This is a genomic window from Verrucomicrobiaceae bacterium (assembly GCA_016713035.1).
Classification (GTDB): Bacteria; Verrucomicrobiota; Verrucomicrobiia; order Verrucomicrobiales; family Verrucomicrobiaceae; genus Prosthecobacter.
On sequence record JADJPW010000001.1, the window covers coordinates 739,875 to 758,307 of the forward strand.

The following is an 18,433-nucleotide window of genomic DNA, read 5'->3' on the forward strand; positions in this document are numbered from 1 at the left end:
TCACTTATTGATGAGGTAGCTAGTAATCGCCACGAGGACGATGACGGCGATACCAAGCCAGAGCCAAACAATGGTGGTGGAGTCCACCACTTTGCCAGTCTGCTGGAGGCGGTCGAAACGGCCACGGATGCGACCTTTTTTGAGGAAGCCATCATAGTGACTCTGAAGCAGGTGTGTTTCGACCTGGCGCATGACGTCAAGCACGACACCGACGAGGATGAGTAGGCTGGTGCCACCGAAGAACTGGGCGGCGCTGGAGGAGATGCCGAGCCAGGAACCGACGAGCAGAGGCAGGAGGTAGAGTCCCGTGAGGAAAGCTGCCCCCGCAAAGGTGAGACGGCTCATGGTGAAGTCGAGGAAGTCCGAAGTGGGCTTACCAGGGCGGATGCCGGCGATGTAGCCGCCGCTCTTTTTGAGGTCCTCGCTGATCTGGAAGGCTGGAACATGGTGGCGACCCAGAAGTAGCTGAAGAAGAAGATGAGGATGGCAGAGATGATGTAGCTACTCCAACCGGTGCTGACAAAAATGGAGAGGCGCTGAATCCAATCCACATCCTTAAAGATGGAGGCAAGGATGCTGCTGGGGAAGAGTAGGATGGCCTGGGCGAAGATGATGGGCATCACGCCGGAATAATTGATCTTCAGTGGCAGATACTGGGTCTGTCCGCCGACCATTTTGTTGCCCATGACGCGTTTTGCATAGGTGATGGCGATGCGGCGAGTAGCCTGGGTAAGGGCGATGACGCCGGCAATCACGATAATCATGAAGCCGACAAGAAGGACGAGGGTTAATCCACTGGAGGCCGTGGCGTTTTCGCCGCTGACGTAGGTTTTCCAGACCTGAATGAAGGCACCTGGGAGGTCCGAGACGATGTTGACGCAAATCAGGATGGAGACGCCATTGCCGATGCCGCGCTCAGTGATCTGCTCACCGAGCCACATCATGAACATGGTGCCAGCGGTGATGGTGATGACCGCAGGGATGATGAAGGTGATCCAGCCGTAATTCGGGATAAGCGGGCGGCCCATTTTGGCGATGGTATCACCGAGTCCCTGCATGAGGTAATTCCGATCTGGATCTGCCAAGGAGCTGACGAGCAAGTAGGCCTGAAAGACGCAAAGAACAATGGTGGCGACGCGGGTGTATTGCGTGATTTTTTGACGACCACCTTCTTCACGGGCGAGTTTGGTCAGCGGTGGCCACACAGCAGTAAGGAGCTGAAGCATGATGCTGGCCGAAATGTAGGGCATGATGCCAAGGGCAAAGATGGCGCAGTTCTGCAAACCACCGCCGGAGAAGATGTTGAGCAGGGCGGCGACTTGGGCACCGGCGCTGCTGGTGTTTTCTGAGGCGTCTTTGATCCACTGACCGAGGACGCCAGGGTCGATGCCGGGGAGAGTGATCTGGGTGCCGATGCGCACGATCACGATCATGGCGAGCGTGAAGAGGATGCGGGAACGCAGCTCGGGGACTTTGAAGCTGTTTGCGAATGCGGAGATCATGGGCGGTTGGCTGCTTGATGCGGTGATGGGCCTGCTTCCTGCGGCAGCGGGGCGCTGCGGGAAACCGGCCCATCACGGTGAGTGGTTGGTTTAAAAGTTCGAGAGGTGGAGTTTAAGCGGCGATGCTGCCACCAGCCTTCTCGATCTTCTCACGGGCCGCGGCGGAGACTTTTGCGCCCTGGATCGTGAGTTTCCGGCTGATGTCGCCGGTGCCGAGAATTTTGATGATGTCGCAGTTACGGGAGACGAGGCCTACGGTGCGAAGAGCGGCTTCATCGACGGTGGTGCCGTCTTCAAAGGCGTCATTGAGTTCGCCGACATTCACGATCTCGATCGCATCCTGGAAAAGAGCGTTATTGAAGCCTTTTTTCGGGAGTCGGCGATGCATCGGCATCTGACCGCCTTCGAATCCGGGGCGGATACCGCGACCAGAACGGGCCATCTGACCTTTGTTGCCTTTGCAGGATGTTTTGCCGTGGCCGGAGCTTTCTCCGCAGCCGATGCGCTTACGACGCTTGCGAGCGCCGGGGCGATTGGTGGTGTCTTGAAGTTGCATGTCGATTTGAAAATTAAGAGGGTGATACTAGTGGCTTAGAGAGCCTTTTGGCGTGGCTGACGGCCGCGTGCGCGGAGGATTTCGTCTGGCAGACGCAGGGTGCTGAGGGCGTGCAGAGTAGCCTTGACGATGTTGGCGTGGTTGGAGGAGCCGAGGGACTTCCCGATCACGTCTTTGACACCGACGCACTCGAGCACGGCGCGGGCAGCACCACCAGCGATGATACCTGTACCTGGGGATGCAGGCTTGAGCATGAGGTAGCCACCGCCATGATCGCCGATGGTTTCATGCGGGATCGTGCCATTGGTGATGTTGTAGGTCACCATGTTTTTGCGGGAGCTTTCAGTGGCCTTCTTGATGGCGTCTGCCACTTCGTTAGCTTTACCGAATCCCCAGCCGACTTTACCCTTTTGGTCGCCGACGACGACAAGAGCACTGAAGCTGAAGCGGCGGCCGCCTTTGACGACTTTCGCGCATCGGTTGATGTGAACCACTTTTTCGATGGTGTCGCTGGCGGGACGCTCGCGGTCACCACGCTCACGGGGTGTGAAAACGGGTGCGGCGGCCTCGGCGGAGACTTCGACTTCTTCGGTAACGACGGGCGCTTCTATTTCGGTGGCCATACAGTTAGTTGAGGGGAAAAGAGAGAGATGAGGGAACAAGGATTAAAACTGGAGGCCTTTTTCACGGGCGGCATCAGCAAGAGCTTTCACCTTGCCGTGGAATGTGAATCCTGCGCGGTCAAAAACGACGGATTTGATGTTTTTAGCAAGAAGGCGCTCGGCGATAGCTGCACCGACCTTGGTCGCATGGGAGCAGTTTGCCTTGCCAGCACCGTAACCTTTTTCCTTGGTGGAAGCGGATACAAGCGTCTTGCCAGCCTCGTCGTCGATGACTTGGGCATACACGTTGGTGTTGGAGAAGTAAACAGCGAGGCGGGGGCGCTGGGCGGTGCCGCCAAGTTTGCGGCGAATGCGCCGATGGATGGTAGCGCGGATGGCTTTGCGATTTTGAGTGGCCATGATGGTCTGCGGGCGAAAAATTGGAGGGGGTTACTTGACGGATTTGCCAGCTTTGCGGCGGATGTATTCACCGACGTAGCGGACGCCCTTGGCCTTATAAGGCTCAGGCGGATAATAGGCACGGATGTCAGCAGCGAGCTGCCCGACCACCTGCTTGTCGATGCCTTCGATGGCGATCTTGGTATTTTCAGTGACCGTCACCTTCACACCTTTGGGGATGGGATGCAGGCGGTCATGGCTCTGACCGAGCTGAAGGTCGATATTGCTGCCTTTGACAGCAGCACGGAAACCCACGCCGTGGATTTCCAGGTTACGCGTGTAACCCTGGCTGACACCGATGATCATATTGCAAATCAGGCGCTGCGTGGTGCCGTGGAGAGCACGGACAACACGATCTTCGGAGTCACGGGTGACGCTGATGGTTTGAGCATCACCATTGACGGTGACACCACGGGGGAGAGCCCAAGCGAGTTCGCCTTTGGGGCCTTTGACCTGGACAACACGATCGTCGCCGATTTTGACGGTGACTTTGTCAGGGATAGAGATGGGGAGTTTGCCGACGCGGGACATGGTAAAATGGATTCCGTTAGGTGTTTCAGATCAGGTTTACCAAATGGTGGCGAGGAGTTCGCCGCCGATCTTGGCCTTGCGGGCACGGGAGCCAGTCATGACGCCGCGTGATGTGGAAAGGATGGAAATACCCAGGCCACCGAGGACGCGGGGAATTTCATCACAGGAGACATACTGGCGCAGACCCGGGCTGGAGACACGCTTGAGGTTGCGGATGACAGGAGTGTTGTCCTCCGTGTATTTGAGCTTGAGCTTGAGCTTCGGGTGGGCACCAGAAGTGTCCACTTCGTAGCCCCAGATGTAGCCTTCTTCCTGTAGGATACGGGAAAGCTCAGCTTTCATTTTGGAGAAAGGGGCCAAAATTTGCTCCTGGCCGGCGGCGAGGCCGTTGCGGATGCGGGTGAGGAAATCAGAAATCGGGTCAGTCATGACGTGGCGTAGGGTCCGTGGTTATTTCAGTGTGTAATATTATGCCTGCTGGCTGCTTTGTGCAGCGGACTCAGCCGCAGCGTCATCGCTCTTCTTCTTGCCCATAGCGCGGAAGGGCATACCGAGTGCGCGGAGCATTTCACGCGCATGATCGTCATTCTGAGTCGTGGTGACAAAGGTGATGTCAAAACCGAGCGTGCGCTTGATTTTATCGAGCTCGATTTCAGGGAAGATCGACTGATCGGTGATGCCCAGAGTATAATTGCCACGACCATCAAATGCACGGGGAGCAACACCACGGAAGTCACGGATACGAGGCACCGCCGTGCGGACCAGACGCATCAGGAAGTCATACATCTTATTGCCACGCAGCGTGACTTTGACGCCAACATTCTCACCCTCACGGAGCTTGAAGTTAGCGATAGCCTTCTTCGACTGGGTGATGACAGGCTTTTGACCAGTGATGAGCTGAACTTCGTTCACAGCATCTTCGATAGCCTGCTTACGTTCACCCTGACTGCCGACAGAGCAATTGATGACGATTTCTCCAGGCGGGGGACTTCGTGGATATTGGTGACGCCGAGTTGTGTTTTAAGTTCGGCGATTTTTTGCTTGTACAGCGTTTTGAGAGCGGGCTCCATGATTCAGTGGTGTTCTGCGCCTCCTTTCCTTCGAGGTCCGGCAGGGATTGCCGACACAGTGATCGAGGGGGGAGGCAGGGGGCCGCGATGGTGGCGAGTGCGCCGCCATGCGCAACCTTCTTTTTCAAGTTTTTCACAATTGGCCAGGGCTTACGAACCAAAACCATGGAAAATGGGACGAATGACTTCGGAGCGGAAGGTTGGGTCAAGGGCGCATCGCTTGCTCTTGCTGCGTACGGAGCCTTTCAGCGGTCTTGTCTTGAGCACCTTGGCTGATATTTCGCGCAGCAAGGTGAGGTTGTGCGCGGCGGTTTTGTCCCGCATCTGGCTGTGATCCTCGTGGTAGGTCACCTCCAGCAGATGATGGCACTGGTTTTGACTCGCTACGCTCGCCCTGCGGGCTGCCTGCGGCAGTCTATCTCCGCTGCGCTCTAGTTCTACCGACCAATGGTTGCGGATGAGGCGGCCCAGGTCGGCGGCGACCCTCCGAGCTGCTGAGATAGTAATGCATTTCGACCGTTGGTCTCTCCGCGCAGTGGCGCTGGCGCATCGTCTCGCGCCGCACGCAGATGATGCTTTGCAGCCCCGCCCATTTCCATGACCTGGGCCACCAGTTCATCTCGCGGATGACGACGACTTCGCGTTTCTCGTAGCGTCCGCGGTTTTGCTCGCTGGTGGTGCTTACTTCGCAGCCGGGCTGCCATCCGCCCTGCGCATGGGTTTCATCCTCCGGCAGACGCAGACTCTCAAAACGGAAAACGGGCGATGACGGCTTCATGCGCGTCTTTTTCATTGGCTTTGAGCACGAGGATGTAGTCGGCTCCGCTCTCCTGGATCTGCTTGGCGATATCGGGGTGGCCGCCCATAGCGTCGATGGTAACGGTGGCTCCGTGGAGTTGGAGGCGGGCGAGTAACCGTGGCAGGGCTTCCAGTTCGTTGCTCTTCTCGGCGCAAACTTCGAGACCGACGCTCAGGGAGGCTTCGCTGACCCAGGAGTGCAGGATGTGCAGGATGCTCTTTCCCGTGATGCTGTCCTTGGCTCCACGGCTGACTTTGCCATCGAGTCCGCCGACCCACAGCTCCATGATTTCGAGCGGCACCTCGGGTAGTGGATACAGCACGCGACCGATGACGCGCGGATCGGGCAGGCTGGCGAAGAGTTGCCTTAGCCTCAGGATGTCTGGCTGCTCGGAGGATTGCGTGGCGGGGAGACAATGAGGAGGTGTGAGCCTTCTTCGTTTTCGTGGACAGCAAAAGTTGGGTAACTACCCAAAGCAGCATGAACACGACCGGAACAAAAAAACGCACTTATGACGAGCAGTTCAAACGCGACGCAGTCGCGCTGCTCGAAAGCGGCCGCAAGGCCGCCCAGCTTGCCCGCGAACTGGGCATTTCCTTGAACCTGCGCGACTGGAAGGAACGCTACGGCACTGGAGCCGCAGTGAGCCAGCCCCCAGGCGCGCAGCGCCGGGCTGGCGAACGCAGGAGGCTCCAGTGCCGTAGCCGCGGTGGTGGAGATCGCCGCCCTGCGCCGCGAACTCGACTTCATCCGCGCTCAGAACGACATTTTAAAAAAAGCCTTGGCCATAGTAGCCCAGCAAGAAGCCAGCGCTACGCCCTCATCCAAACCCTCCACCACGAGCAGCCGCGCATGAACCTCGCCCAAGCTTGCCAGACCCTCGGCGTCAGCCGCAGCGGCTTCCATGCCCACCTGCACAAGCACCAACGCCCACGCCGCCGCCAGGACGCGCAGCTCGCCACCGAGATCCGCGCCGCATTCACCGCCAGCCGGGGCACCTACGGCTCGCCACGCCTCGTGCGTGCCTTGCGCGACAAGGGTCTGCACCACGGCAACAACCGCATCGCCCGGCTCATGCGTGAGCAAAACCTCCGCGTGCGCCAGAAGCGCCGCTTCGTGCCGCGCACCACGGTGACTGACAAAACGGCGGCAGTCGCTCCCAACCACCCTCCTCCAACGCAGCGCCCCCAAGCGCCTCAACGAGGTCTGGGTCACCGACATCACCTACCTGCCGACTCGCGAAGGCTGGCTCTATCTCGCCGCTGAGATGGACCTCTGCAGCCGCCGCATCCTCGGCTGGAGCACGCGTGAAGACCTCGCCACGACACTGCCCAACGCAGCTCTCGAACTCGCCCTGCAAACACGTGGATCAAAGCCAAAAGACCTGCTCCACCACAGCGACCGTGGCTGCCAATACACCAGCAGCGAAGTTCCGCCAGCGTCTCAAACTGCGTGGCATCACCGCCAGGATGAGCCGCACCGCCAACTGCTACGACAACGCCACCATGGAGTCCTTCTGGGCCACGCTGAAAGCTGAATGCTTCGGCACCACCGTCCCGGCCACCCGCGCCCAAGCCCGCTCCATGGTCTTCGACTACATCGAGACCTTCTACAACCCCGTGCGCCTTCACAGCGCCCTCGGCTTCAAATCACCTGTGGCCTTCGAACAATCCATCCAAAACAACTAACCCAACTTTCCGTGTCCACGTTTTCGACGAAAGATCATGGTGAGTGCAAGAGTCGTCATGTGGCAACCTGTTGGGTTGGTGTCGTTACCTCACGGATTCAGGCTCATATATGTCCTCCCGAATAACTTGAATTTTTATCCACAGATTTCACAGATGGACTTCAATCTGTGAAATCTGCGCAATCTGTGGATACACTCAAAAGTTACTCTCCGTTCCACAATCAAGCCGCTTTGGGTTCCGGAGCTCTGTGGTAGAACTCTTCTGGTTCCAGGGAGGAGGAGTTGGAGACGGAGTCAGAGTCTGATAAACCAAGAACCAAGAACAAAAAAACTAACTCACCTTCTGCGAGTGCAGGTGGAGGCTGTGGGCGGTGGCGGCGGCGATGATGTGGGGGTTCACTTGGTGCTGGATGGACTCACAGGCCTGGCGGATGGCGTTTTTCATGGCGTAGGCTGAGGCGCCGCCGTGGGCGATGATGGTGATGCCATTGAGGCCGAGCAGGGGCATGCCGCCGGCTTCATCCGCATTGGTCTGCTGATGCACCCGCTTGAAGGCAGGTCGGGCGAGCTTGGCACCGATCTTTACCGGGAGGCTGGAGGCCAGGATTTCACGCTTGATCATGGCGAACATGGCGTGGGCGAGGGCCTCGGCGGTCTTCAGCAGGATATTGCCCGTGAAGCCGTCGCACACGACGACATCGGGTGGGTCTTCCCAGATGTCATGGCCTTCGACGTTGCCGCGGAAGTGGATGCCGGGGGTGTTGCGCAGCAGTTTGGCGGTTTCTTTGGTGAGGGCGTTGCCTTTTTCCTCCTCGGTGCCGTTGGACATGAGGCCTACGACGGGCTGTGGCCGACCGAGGACATGCTGGGCAAAGGCGTGGCCCATGATGGCGTTTTGCACGAGGTGTGCGGGCTCGCTGTCGGGATTGGCCCCGGCGTCGATGAGGACCCAGTTTTTCGTCAGGGACGGCATGATGCTGGCGATGGCGGGCCGCTCGATGTGGCTGATGGTGCGCAGCTTGATCAAGGAGGCGGTGACGGCGGCGCCGGTGTGCCCGGCGCTGACGACGGCATCGGCTTTGCCGTCTTTGACCAGATCGACGGCGCGGCTGATGGAGCTGTCTTTTTTCTTCCGCACGGCATCGAGGCCGCTATCGCTCATATCGACGATCTGGGAGGCGGGGACGATCCTCGAGCTTCGGGCTGTAGACGCCCTGGGCAGCGAGCTCTCGCTCCATGATGTCTGGCACGCCGACGAGGAAGATTTTCTCGATCTGGGGCAGTGTCTCTAGGGCGAGCTTCACACCGCCGATGGGGTTTTGCGGGGCGTGGTCGCCGCCCATGACATCGAGAGCGATTTTCATTTCGGGTGGAGGAGGTCGGAATCCGTGATGAAGAGCTAAAGAGCTCAGTTCAGGGCCTCGCGGGCACCTTGGAAGAGGAAGTGGCCCCAGCCGTGCTGCGCATCGCCGCTCCAGTCTGGATCATAATGCTGGCTGCGGAGGATGAAGCGCTCTGGATGGGGCATGAGGCCAAAGACGCGGCCGGTATCGTCTTGCAGTCCGGCGATGGCGGCGGTGCTGCCATTGACGTTCTGGGTGTAGAGTAGGGCTGCGTGGCCGGTTTTGACGTAGTTGGCGGCATCTTGGCCCTCGGCGACGACGCGGCCCTCTGCATGGGCGATGGGGAGCTCGAAGTTTTCGGGCAGTTTGCTGAGGTAGGGGCTGCTTTTGGCGGTGTTTTTCTTCAAACCGGCCCAGCGGCAGATGAAGCGGCCACTGGTGTTGTGAATGAGGCTGGCTTTGGGCAGTAGTTCGAGCTGGGAGAGGATCTGGAAGCCGTTGCAGATGCCGAGGGCATAGCCGCCACCGGCGACGAAGGCCTTGAGCTTGTCGCCGAGCTTCGATTTCGTGATGAGCTGGGCGATGCGGCCGGACATGACGTAGTCGCCGTAGCTGAAGCCGCCGGAAAACACGATCATCTGCGCCTTTTCGAGCGAGGCGGGCTCTAGGAGGGATACAGGCAGTACTTCAGCACTAAAACCGGCACTTTCCAGGGCACGGGCAGTCTCGGCGTCGCAGTTGGTTCCGGGGAATTTGATCAGCAGGGCGTGGGGCATGGGTGGCGCATGATGGCGACTGAAGGCGGGGGTGCAACATTCAGTTCCCGAGAACGCTACAAGCCACCCGCAAAGAGTCTGCGCAGCTCCGTGAGCCCCTGCCCTGCTTCGCAGACCTCGGAGAGATTGGCGATGGCGGCGGGGATGTGCTGCTCGAAGTGCGGTTTGCCGAGATTCCGGCTGAGATTGGCATAGGCACCGAGGGCCTGCATCAGACGCTGCGCGGCGCAGAGGTAAAAAACCTCCCGCAGCTCGGTGAGGGGCAGTTTCCGATGATCTGCATAATAGCGCAGCAGGTAGCCGCGCTCCTCATGAGTGAGGTTCACATACGGATCATACAGCAGGCTGGCGAGGTCATACTCCCCCAGCCCGAGGCGTAGGCCCTGGTAGTCCACCAGCCATGCCTGCTCGCCCCGCATGAGCACATTCTGGCTCTGGAAGTCCCGGTGGACGAGGCAGCGTGGCAGGCGTGCCAGCCGCCTGCGCAGGCGGCGCAGGGCCTCATGCGCAGAGTCGTATTCTTTGTCCGTGTACTCGCGCCCCAGGAAGCCACGCACGTAGTGATCGAGGAAGTAGTGCTGCTCCCACTCATAGAGTGCCTCATCGAACTCGGGCTCCAGCTCCGCATGGTCCGCACGCGTGAGGGCCTCCTCCGTGATGCTGTGGATCTTTGCCGCCTCGCGTAGGGTGGCCTCATAGAGTGGGAAGCGTGTGTTCCACGGCCGCTCCCGGAAGCTATGTAGATCAATGCGGCCCAGGTCATCTAGCCACACGCAGAGGCGCTGCTCGTCAAAGGCGCGGATCGCTGGCACATGCACGCCGATCTGGGCTAGCCGCCGGGTGGCGGGGACGAATTTCGGATTGTCCCGCCGGGCCATGGTATAGACCATCAGGATCATCGGCGGATGCCCGCCATCCTGCCATTGAAGGCGGTAAAAATGCCTATCTGAGCCCCCTTTGACGATCTGCTCCACCTCACACGGCACACCGCGCAGGTCGGGGAATTGGTCTCGGGTCAGGGTGAGGAGCGCTTCGTGTTCGGGAGGCATCGTGGTGGTCGGAGTGGCACTCCATAAGCCGTGCAGCTCTGCTGGCAAGCACGGCGCAGTGCGGATTCGAGTCCGCTCGCTTTCTCCACAGGCAAGAGTGCCGCCCCGGCGTCGTTACTGGCTTGTATGCCTTCCTCACGCCATTCACGTCGTCACTTTCTCGCCACTAGCGGTGCCGCAGCGGCTGCCGCACTAGGATTTCCTGCCATCGTCCGTGCTCGCTCCCCGAATGCGAAGCTCAATCTCGTCTTCATCGGCGTCGGTGGACGCGGTGGTGGCAATCTGAGCGCCATCACCGGCATTTCCGTCGGTGGCGGCAAAAAGGGCGACAAGGAAACCACCCCGCGCCCCTCGGCCTCCGACTCCGCAGAAAACGTCGTCGCTCTCTGCGATGTGAATGGGCAGAATCTGGACCGTGCGGCGGCCATGCACCCAGGAGCGCAGACCTTCCGCGACTTCCGCAGGCTCTACGACACCCTCAAAGAGAGCTAGATCGACGGCGTCGTCGTCAGCACCACGGAGCACACGCACGCCTACGCCACGATGCCGGCGCTGAAGATGAAAAAGCCCGTGTACTGCGAAAAGCCGCTCACGCACAATGTCGCAGAGGCTCGCCTCATCACCCAGGCCGCCGCAGAAGCAGGCGTCGCCACGCAGATGGGCACCCAGATCCATGCCGGGGCGAATTATCACCGCGTCGTCGAGCTGATCCAGAGTGGAGCCATCGGCAAAGTCACCGAGGCGCATGTCTGCGTCTCCCGCGCCTGGGGGCTGCAAAGCAAGGAGGAGGCCGAGGCCAACAAGGACATAATCTATGTCACTGAGCGTCCGACGGAGGCACAGGAGCCACCGCCTTACCTCGATTGGGATCTCTGGATCGGCCCTGCGCCGATGCGGCCTTACAACGATGTCTATTTCCCCGGCCCGAAGTGGTATCGCTGGTGGGACTTCGGCAATGGCACGATGAGCGACCTCGGCAGTCACTGGAATGATCTCCCTTTCTGGGCACTGAAGCTCGATGCCCCGCTCAGTGTCGAGGCCTTTGGCCCGAAGCCACACCCAGAGCTCGCTCCGGCCAATATGCACGCCGTCTATGAATACGGCCCACGCGGCGACATGCCCGCCTGCCAGATCCATTGGCACCAGGGCAGCAGCAAACCAGACGTCTGGAAGAACGATCCTCTCATCAGCAAATGGTCCAGCGGCGTCCTCTTCATCGGGGACAAAGGCATGCTGCTCTCCGACTACGGCAAACATGTCCTTCTCCCAGAGGCCAGCTTCAAAGACTTTACTCCGCCGAAGCCCTTCATCCCCGACAGCCCCGGCCACCAGGCCGAGTGGCTGCTGGCCATCAAGAACGGCACGCCCACCGCCAGCCCCTTCAGCTACGCAGGGCCACTCACGGAGGCGAACCACCTGGGCAACGTCGCCCACCGTGCGGGTGGCAAAATTCTCTGGGATGCCAAAGCCATGCGCATCACCAATATCGAAACCGCCAATCAGTTCATCTCCCGCGAGCCCCGTGCTGGCTGGACGCTGGGCTGAGTGCGCTCACTTCAGCCACTTCCGCAGGAACTCATACGTCCCCACACCATGGATCATGTGGGGACCATCGAAGTGCTCGATCTCGGCGCGGTCACCGATGCCGAGCTTGTTGTAGAGGCGGCGCACTTTGGCGAACTCGTAGTTCACCCATTCGTCGGTGCCCACGCCGTCATTGTGGCCGCGCTCGACCATGAAGGGACGCGGGGCGATGAGGGCCGCCATTTCCGCGTAGTTGTAGGTGCGGCCCATGTTCCATTCCCAGATCTCGTATTCGTGCGTGTGGATGTAGCTCATCGGCATGTCACTGCTCACGCACTTGCGCACCCATTCATTAAAATCACCGCTGCAAATGCTCAGGCAGTAGTCTGGCAGCACCGCTGGCGTGCGCATGGCGCTTTTCCCACCGTAGCTCAGGCCGTAGAAGGCGATCTTTTCTGGCTGTGCAAAGGGCTGCGCCTTTAGCCACTCTAGGATGCGCTGATGCTGGCCATTGATGACGCTGTAAAGAGTGAGCCCTAGAGGATTGAGCTTCCGCTGGAGCGTGCGGAAGGCATGCATGCCGCGATACGGATTATGCGGAGCGAAGGTGACGAATCCCTCCTCTGCCAATCGCAGTGTGAAGGCCTGATAGGCACCAAAGGCACGCTGCGTGGCATCCGTGGTGATCGTGTCCTCTGGGATGCCCTCCAATCCATGCTGGCAGACCACGACAGGTCGCCGCTCGCCTGCTTGCAGATTTTTTGGCAAGCAGAGCCATCCCCACGCGAACACATCCTCCCACACATCGAGCGTGACTTCGTAGATCGCTACTTTGTCCGTCTCTCGCACGAAGCGGCTACGGGCATTCATGGGCAGATTCGGGTCCGGCAGCCGTCCGATGACCTCATTCCAGAAACGATCACGTTCTTTGGCCGTGTGGGCCTGGTAGTCGGCGAGCGACTTCAGCGGCAGTTTTTTCCAAAACTGCTCATTCCGCTCCGTCTCGGTGCTCACCAGCAGACGCTGCGTAAAGCTCTCCAACTCACGAATGAGGCGTTTTTGCCGAGTGGGGTCGGTTTTGATCGAAATCGCGTCACCTTGGATCTTCAGCGACTTCAGCGCAGCATCCGCATTGGCTTTCGGCAGCAGGAAGTGGATGATTTGGTCATTCATTGTCTCCTGCGTGGCGGCCAGGATGCGGCTCGTCGGTGCCAGCACTCTCGCACGGGCGATTTCGGCCTCAAAAGCGGCCAAATCAGGCGCTGAGAGCCTGCCCGGTGCCGCGATGGCCCGCGTGCCTTTTTCAGCCTCCATCGAGACGACGCGTTTCGGATAAAAAAGATGCTGAAGCACCAGCGGACGCGGCGCGATGAGGCTAGCGATCTCCGCATCACCGAAATCACGCAGCAGGCCAAAGACATTCCGCTCGATCGGCTCCTGCCACAGTGCCTCACGCGGTGCGAAGTAGCCCATCGAGTACACGCTGTCGATCCGCTCGTCGATCGCCGCTGCATGCAGCGCCTGCATCGCCCCCTCCCCTACCCCCGCGATGAGCAGTGGCACCTGCTCTGGCTGCGACTTGAACCAATCCACGATGGATAGCGCCTTCTGCACCTCATAGCCGATGATGTGGCGACCCAGCTCATAGCTCTGGCGGTAAACCCACTCGCGGTGCGGCACGTTCGTCTTCACGTTGAATTTCTCATTCGTGCTGAACTCCGTGCCACGGCTCACCAGCGCCGGGATGACCACCTCGCAGCCCGTCGTCAGCAGCCACTGATCCACCAGCTTCTCCGGCGTGCCGTCGGCATCTGGCAGATAGATCACCCGCGCATTCGGTTTCGATTTTGGCTGCACATACAGGCCCTCGCCATGCACTCCGTCAAAGACCGGCCACCGCACTCGGAAGACCCGGCACTGCTCCGTCTCCAGCAGCAGCGCAGGAGAAGCCGTGTCACCGATGAGTTCCAGCGCCGTCACGGGCACACGCTCATCCACGATGCCAATCGCGGCCTTCAGCTTCTCACGCGTGGGCTGGCGGCTACTCTTGGACTTCTCGATGAGCCGCAGCGCCATCTTGTCGATCCCTGCGACCATTTTTGCCGAGAAATCAGCCTCAGCAGCGAGTGGCTGTGTGCCGGGCAGAGTCGGCGTGGCAGCCAGCGTGGAGAAAAACGGCAGGAATAGGAGGAAGCAGCGCATGAGAGGACAAACGGCCACTCCATGCCGCGACTTCCATCACAGGGCATCAGAACCCAAGGCGGCTTATTTCCCCGCAGATGGGTCTGGCAGTGCCTCCCAGTCCACGTCTTTGATCCAGCGCATTTCGCGGAAGGCATCCAGATAGGGGCCGAGCTGGGGCTCCTTGAAGATGCCCGCAGCACGGAGCATCCACTCGTTGGCCATCTTGAGATCTTTTTTCGCAAAGGAAACGGCAGCTCCAGAGAGGTAGTAGGCGGGTGAGTCGTCCATGAAGGTGAAGCTGTCTTTGATGATCTTTTCAGCGACGTCGTAGTTCTTCATCCGGGCCTCACAGATCACGATACGGAAGAGTGAGAGATGGCGGATGGTCATGGGCAGCTTCGGGAAGTCGGTGATGAGCTTGCGGAAGGCGGCTGCGGCCACGGGGAAATCATGCCGGGCGAATTCGAGTTCGGCGAGGTTGAAGCGCGGGCCGGGCGATGTGCTATCGAGCTCGAGCGACTTGAGGAACTGCTCTTTGGCGAGATCGAAGTCACGCCGACGTGGAGCGAGATACACATCACCACGCATGGTGTAGATGAGTGAGACCTTCGGGGCGAGCTTCTCGGCCTCTTCGAGCTTACTGAGGGCTCCGGTGTAGCGATTTTCTTTCCGCGCTTTCTGAGCCTCTTCCAGCAGGACACCGACTTTTTGCGCAACATCGGGCGGGATCGAGTCGCCGAGGGCCTGGATGAGCGGAGAGACCGCAGGCTCGCCCGCAGTCGCGGTGCTGGTGCTCGGAGCAGGAGCGGCAGGTGCTGCGGGAGCCGCAGGCGTTGGTGTAGTGGCCTGTGCAGCGAGAAGGACTGGGAAAAGTGCGTGCGCAGCGACTGCGACTGCGGCGAAGGAGAGTTTTTTCATACGAGGCGGAGTGTCTGGACACTGCGTGTGCTTTCAAGTTTCAAATTGAGCATTTTCAGTCACCAAAGGCTCCATGCGACGAGTTCTTTGTCATCCCGTGCGAAGATCTTATTACCCGCGAAGGCGGGATGTGCCCAGGTTTTGCCGATGACCTGCCAGCGGGCGATTTCTTCACGCCGCTGCGCGGTGATGCGGACATAGACGAGCTCGCCGGAGGCATTGAGCAGAGCCGCGAGGTCGTGCGCCTCATCCATCCAGACGAGGCTCATCTGCGGATTGCGGTCTTCAGGGGTGAGCTGGCCGTCATCGCTCCAAAGGATACGCCCAGTGCGGAGCTCGAAGGCCTGGAGGCCACGCTTTTTATCGAGCATGAAGACGGTGCCGTCTTTGCACAGCGGGGCAGACATGAGGCCGCAGATGTTTTTTTCGTCTTCCCAGAGGAGCGTGGGCTGCGGGCCCAGTCGGAGTGCCTTGGCACCGTGCCAGTAACCGCTGACGAGCAGGATGCCATCCTGATAGAGTGGCTGGGCGATGCTGACACCGTAGGTGATGGGGTAAGGCCATGACCAAAGCAGTCGGCCCGTGGTGGGATCGAGGCTCTGGATGTTTTTTGGCCCCCAGGCGATGAGCTGGCGGCTGCCGGTATGGGTGATGAGTTCCGGTGTGCAATATCCAGCCGGATCTGGGCCACCGCGCCAGATCTCCACGCCGCTATCCGCCTGCAAGGCGACGACGGAGCCTTCTTTCACACCGACATGGAGCAGCACTCGCTCGGCATCGAGCACAGGTGATGCCGCAAAGCCCCACTGCGGCACGCGTGCCCCGAGCTCGGCCACGGTGTCTCGCTGCCACAGCACGGTGCCACGCTCCGCATCCAGACAGCAGGCGATGCCGGTCGCCCCCAGGGTCCATGCCTTGCCATGGGCGAGGGTGACGGAGGCACGCGGGCCGCTACCATACTCCATGCTGCCGTAGTCGGCGGCGTAGTGGTGCTCCCAGAGCTGCTTGCCACTGGCTGCGTCGATGCAGAGCACGCGCTCGATTCCCTGCGGCTGTTTTTGCCGATCCATGACATACACGCGGCCATCACTGACCGTGACCCCGCCGTATCCTGGACCGATGGGCAGCCGCCAGAGCCGCTGCGGCTCACGCTTGGCAAAATCTGCCGGGAGTGCCGGTGGATTCCAGCGGCCATCCGCAGCAGCACCACGCCAGCGCGGCCAGTCCTGCGCTCGGAGCGCGGGGAGGATGCTGAAACAACAAAGACTCCAATAGACGAAACGAAACACAGTCATGCAGGGCGAATGATACGACGGCAAAACGCGAAGATGGCAAAAAAGCGGCACTGAAGAGGCTTAGAAACCAGGAGCGGCCTTGACCATGGGGCGCAGCCCCGCCACTCATGCAGCATGATTTACCGATTGATGCTGCTTTGGGCACTGCTGACCTCTGCCACCGTGCTCGTCGCACAAGACACTGGCCCAGCCAAAAACGACCCATCCGTGCCCAAGGATCGCGATACCGTGCTACGCATCCAGATTTTCCTCGATAAGCACCTCTTTGGCCCAGGGAAGCTCGATGGAGCGATCGGTGAGTTCACTTACAAGGCCGTGGTGAACTACAATTACTCACGCGGGCACAAGGATCTCTACAATTGGGACCATGTGAAGTCCGCAGCCGAGGCGGAGGTGCCGGTGATCTTCGCTGCCTACAAAGTGAAGGCCGATGTGCTGAAGTACATCAACAAAGATCTGCCCGATGATCCTGAAAAGCAGTCCGAGTTCCCCTACATGGCCTACCGCAGTCTCTCGGAGCTGGTGGCAGAGCGTTTCCACACGGACGAGAGCTTTTTGGCAAAGATCAATCCCGGCAAAAACATCGACGCGATGAAGGCCGGGGCCATCATTGTGGTGCCAAACATCCGCAGCTTTAAAATCGAAGAAGTGAAGGCCATGCAGACCTTTGCTACGGACAAGACGCTGGCTGCTCGGACCATCGTGGTGGACACTGTGGAGCGTATGGCCGCCATCTACACACCGGATGAGGAAATGATCGCCGCCTTCCCCATCACTCCAGGGAAGCCGCAATTCATCCCCACCGGTGTATGGAAGATCCAGAGCATGATGACGACGCCCAGCTTCCGCTACGACAAGAAATTCCTCGAAGAAGGCGTGCGTGGCGATGAGGCCTTTCACCTGCCACCGGGGCCCAATAGCCCCATCGGCGTCATTTGGTGTGGACTGAGCAAAAGCGGCATCGGCCTGCATGGCACCGCCCAGCCACGCACCATCGGTCGCACACGCAGCGCGGGCTGCGTCCGCCTCGCGAACTGGGATGCCATCCGCCTGCCCGGCCTCATCCGCCCTGGGGCCAAAGTGATCGTGAAATGACGCACCCGCCTTGCCATTTCATCCCCGCCCTGCATCATCCACGCACCGGACTGCATGCCTGAATTTCTGACAACCCATTGGCGCGACGGCGTGGAGATCCTCATCCTCGCCGCGCTGGCCTATCATGGGTATCTTTTCTTCCGTGCCACCCGTGGCGCACGCATCCTCACCGGGCTGCTGATGCTGCTACTCGGCCTCGCACTCATCGCGCTGCTGCTAGACCTCGCCGTCATCACTTGGCTGCTGCAAAGAGTGTCCGTCTTCCTCGCCATCGCCCTGGTGGTGCTCTTCCAGCCAGAGCTGCGACGTGTTTTGGCAGAATTGGGCAGTCACCGCATCTTCTCCTTCAATCGCCCGGACCCCGAGGCACTGGATATCCTGATGGAGGCCATGCAGCAGCTCTCGAAGCGCCGCTGCGGTGCCCTCTTTGCACTGAAGCGTGGCATCGACCTGAAGCCCTTTGCAGAATCCGGCGTGGAGATGGACGCCAAGCTCTCCACCGAGCTCATTGGCACTCTTTTTCATCCAAAGACCGTCCTACACGATGGCGGCGTGATCATCGACCAGGGCCGCATCGCCAGTGCGGGCTGCGTCTTCCCCGTCAGCCAGCGTGACATCCAGGACCGCGCCATCGGCCTACGCCACCGAGCAGGCATGGGCATCACGGAGGAGACCGATGCCATCGCCCTCGTCGTCAGTGAAGAAACCGGCGCACTCTCCCTCTGCTACCACGGCAAGCTCGAGCACGATCTGGAGCCCGATGAGCTGCGCTCCCGCATCAATGAGATCCTCTTCGGCGAAGGCTCCGATGATCGCAGCACCGCAGAAACCACCAAAGACAAGGAGGATGCCCATGAGCCCGATCACGCGATTTAAAGACATGCTCGTGCGGAACTGGCGTGAGAAGATCATCGCCCTCGTCCTAGCCTTCCTCTTTTGGTTCATGATCAAAGCGCAGATCACCCAGCCCCAGATGCCGCAATGGCAACAACACGCCTGGCCCCCGCGTGATCCCAGCGTAGCACCTGCGATCGTGCGCTGAC

Annotated in this window: 20 protein-coding genes and 3 pseudogenes; 6 read left to right on the top strand and 17 right to left on the bottom strand. The window is 59.9% G+C overall.

The window, feature by feature from the left end:
* From secY to IPK32_03215, 10 genes and pseudogenes are all read right to left on the bottom strand, one after another.
* Nucleotides 1-1,502, bottom strand: a pseudogene (secY, locus tag IPK32_03170) (preprotein translocase subunit SecY).
* 112 nt (nucleotides 1,503-1,614) lie between these two features.
* Complete coding sequence (gene rplO / locus IPK32_03175) at nucleotides 1,615-2,058, bottom strand: 50S ribosomal protein L15 (protein ID MBK8091014.1); 444 nt, start codon at nucleotides 2,056-2,058, stop codon at nucleotides 1,615-1,617.
* A gap of 35 nt (nucleotides 2,059-2,093) precedes the next feature.
* Nucleotides 2,094-2,681, bottom strand: a complete 588-nt coding sequence (gene rpsE, locus IPK32_03180; protein ID MBK8091015.1) for a 30S ribosomal protein S5 — start codon at nucleotides 2,679-2,681, stop codon at nucleotides 2,094-2,096.
* A 42-nt stretch (nucleotides 2,682-2,723) separates the two neighbouring features.
* Nucleotides 2,724-3,080, bottom strand: coding sequence for a 50S ribosomal protein L18 (locus IPK32_03185; GenBank protein MBK8091016.1), 357 nt, complete (start codon nucleotides 3,078-3,080; stop codon nucleotides 2,724-2,726).
* A gap of 30 nt (nucleotides 3,081-3,110) precedes the next feature.
* Entirely contained in the window at nucleotides 3,111-3,650 is a 540-nt protein-coding gene (gene rplF, locus IPK32_03190; GenBank protein ID MBK8091017.1) for a 50S ribosomal protein L6, read from the bottom strand.
* 36 nt (nucleotides 3,651-3,686) lie between these two features.
* A complete protein-coding gene (gene rpsH / locus IPK32_03195; protein MBK8091018.1) occupies nucleotides 3,687-4,079 on the bottom strand; it encodes a 30S ribosomal protein S8 in 393 nt (130 codons plus the stop codon).
* A gap of 39 nt (nucleotides 4,080-4,118) precedes the next feature.
* Nucleotides 4,119-4,720, bottom strand: a pseudogene (rplE, locus tag IPK32_03200) (50S ribosomal protein L5).
* A 150-nt stretch (nucleotides 4,721-4,870) separates the two neighbouring features.
* Nucleotides 4,871-5,071 carry a hypothetical protein gene (locus IPK32_03205; GenBank protein MBK8091019.1) on the bottom strand — a complete coding sequence of 67 codons (201 nt, stop codon included), beginning with the start codon at nucleotides 5,069-5,071 and terminating at the stop codon, nucleotides 4,871-4,873.
* A gap of 64 nt (nucleotides 5,072-5,135) precedes the next feature.
* Complete coding sequence (locus IPK32_03210) at nucleotides 5,136-5,513, bottom strand: hypothetical protein (protein MBK8091020.1); 378 nt, start codon at nucleotides 5,511-5,513, stop codon at nucleotides 5,136-5,138.
* Complete coding sequence (locus IPK32_03215) at nucleotides 5,467-5,841, bottom strand: ISAs1 family transposase (protein MBK8091021.1); 375 nt, start codon at nucleotides 5,839-5,841, stop codon at nucleotides 5,467-5,469. Before IPK32_03215 ends, IPK32_03210 begins: the two co-directional genes overlap by 47 nt.
* Before the next feature lie 158 nt (nucleotides 5,842-5,999).
* On the opposite strand from IPK32_03215, the gene IPK32_03220 reads away from it, so the two are divergent.
* Together IPK32_03220 and IPK32_03225 are read left to right on the top strand one after the other, a co-directional pair.
* Complete coding sequence (locus tag IPK32_03220; protein MBK8091022.1) at nucleotides 6,000-6,785, top strand: IS3 family transposase; 786 nt, start codon at nucleotides 6,000-6,002, stop codon at nucleotides 6,783-6,785.
* Between the two features lie 98 nt (nucleotides 6,786-6,883).
* Nucleotides 6,884-7,207 (top strand): transposase, encoded by a 324-nt coding sequence (locus IPK32_03225; GenBank protein MBK8091023.1) that lies wholly within the window; start codon nucleotides 6,884-6,886, stop codon nucleotides 7,205-7,207.
* Between the two features lie 330 nt (nucleotides 7,208-7,537).
* Here IPK32_03225 and plsX read toward each other — a convergent pair whose 3' ends face one another.
* Genes plsX through IPK32_03245 form a run of 4 tightly spaced genes read right to left on the bottom strand, consistent with a single transcriptional unit; the run spans nucleotide 7,538 to nucleotide 10,374 of the window.
* A complete protein-coding gene (gene plsX, locus IPK32_03230; GenBank protein MBK8091024.1) occupies nucleotides 7,538-8,368 on the bottom strand; it encodes a phosphate acyltransferase PlsX in 831 nt (276 codons plus the stop codon).
* Nucleotides 8,358-8,570, bottom strand: a complete 213-nt coding sequence (locus tag IPK32_03235; GenBank protein MBK8091025.1) for a hypothetical protein — start codon at nucleotides 8,568-8,570, stop codon at nucleotides 8,358-8,360. The genes plsX and IPK32_03235 overlap by 11 nt, the downstream gene beginning before the upstream one ends.
* Before the next feature lie 44 nt (nucleotides 8,571-8,614).
* Nucleotides 8,615-9,325: a phosphoribosylformylglycinamidine synthase I gene (gene purQ, locus IPK32_03240; protein MBK8091026.1), complete on the bottom strand. Its 711-nt coding sequence runs from the start codon at nucleotides 9,323-9,325 to the stop codon at nucleotides 8,615-8,617.
* Between the two features lie 56 nt (nucleotides 9,326-9,381).
* Nucleotides 9,382-10,374, bottom strand: a complete 993-nt coding sequence (locus tag IPK32_03245) for a phosphotransferase (GenBank protein MBK8091027.1) — start codon at nucleotides 10,372-10,374, stop codon at nucleotides 9,382-9,384.
* Nucleotides 10,375-10,500: 126 nt separating this feature from the next.
* Between IPK32_03245 and IPK32_03250 the strand changes: the two are divergent.
* Nucleotides 10,501-11,919 (top strand): annotated as a pseudogene (locus IPK32_03250) (Gfo/Idh/MocA family oxidoreductase).
* A gap of 6 nt (nucleotides 11,920-11,925) precedes the next feature.
* Here IPK32_03250 and IPK32_03255 read toward each other — a convergent pair.
* From IPK32_03255 to IPK32_03265, 3 genes are all read right to left on the bottom strand, one after another.
* Nucleotides 11,926-14,100 (bottom strand): hypothetical protein, encoded by a 2,175-nt coding sequence (locus IPK32_03255; protein MBK8091028.1) that lies wholly within the window; start codon nucleotides 14,098-14,100, stop codon nucleotides 11,926-11,928.
* 63 nt (nucleotides 14,101-14,163) lie between these two features.
* Nucleotides 14,164-15,000 carry a hypothetical protein gene (locus IPK32_03260; GenBank protein ID MBK8091029.1) on the bottom strand — a complete coding sequence of 279 codons (837 nt, stop codon included), beginning with the start codon at nucleotides 14,998-15,000 and terminating at the stop codon, nucleotides 14,164-14,166.
* Nucleotides 15,001-15,059: 59 nt separating this feature from the next.
* The gene (locus IPK32_03265; GenBank protein MBK8091030.1) at nucleotides 15,060-16,295 is read right to left on the bottom strand and encodes a PQQ-like beta-propeller repeat protein; all 1,236 of its coding nucleotides are present in this window, start codon (nucleotides 16,293-16,295) and stop codon (nucleotides 15,060-15,062) included.
* Between the two features lie 114 nt (nucleotides 16,296-16,409).
* Here IPK32_03265 and IPK32_03270 point away from each other — a divergent pair, with 114 nt between their 5' ends.
* From IPK32_03270 to IPK32_03280, 3 genes are read left to right on the top strand one after another with little or no spacing between them, the layout of a single operon-like run.
* Entirely contained in the window at nucleotides 16,410-17,390 is a 981-nt protein-coding gene (locus IPK32_03270; protein MBK8091031.1) for a L,D-transpeptidase, read from the top strand.
* A gap of 54 nt (nucleotides 17,391-17,444) precedes the next feature.
* Nucleotides 17,445-18,266: a TIGR00159 family protein gene (locus IPK32_03275; protein ID MBK8091032.1), complete on the top strand. Its 822-nt coding sequence runs from the start codon at nucleotides 17,445-17,447 to the stop codon at nucleotides 18,264-18,266.
* Nucleotides 18,244-18,432, top strand: a complete 189-nt coding sequence (locus tag IPK32_03280) for a hypothetical protein (protein ID MBK8091033.1) — start codon at nucleotides 18,244-18,246, stop codon at nucleotides 18,430-18,432. The genes IPK32_03275 and IPK32_03280 overlap by 23 nt, the downstream gene beginning before the upstream one ends.
* Nucleotide 18,433 lies beyond the last annotated feature (1 nt).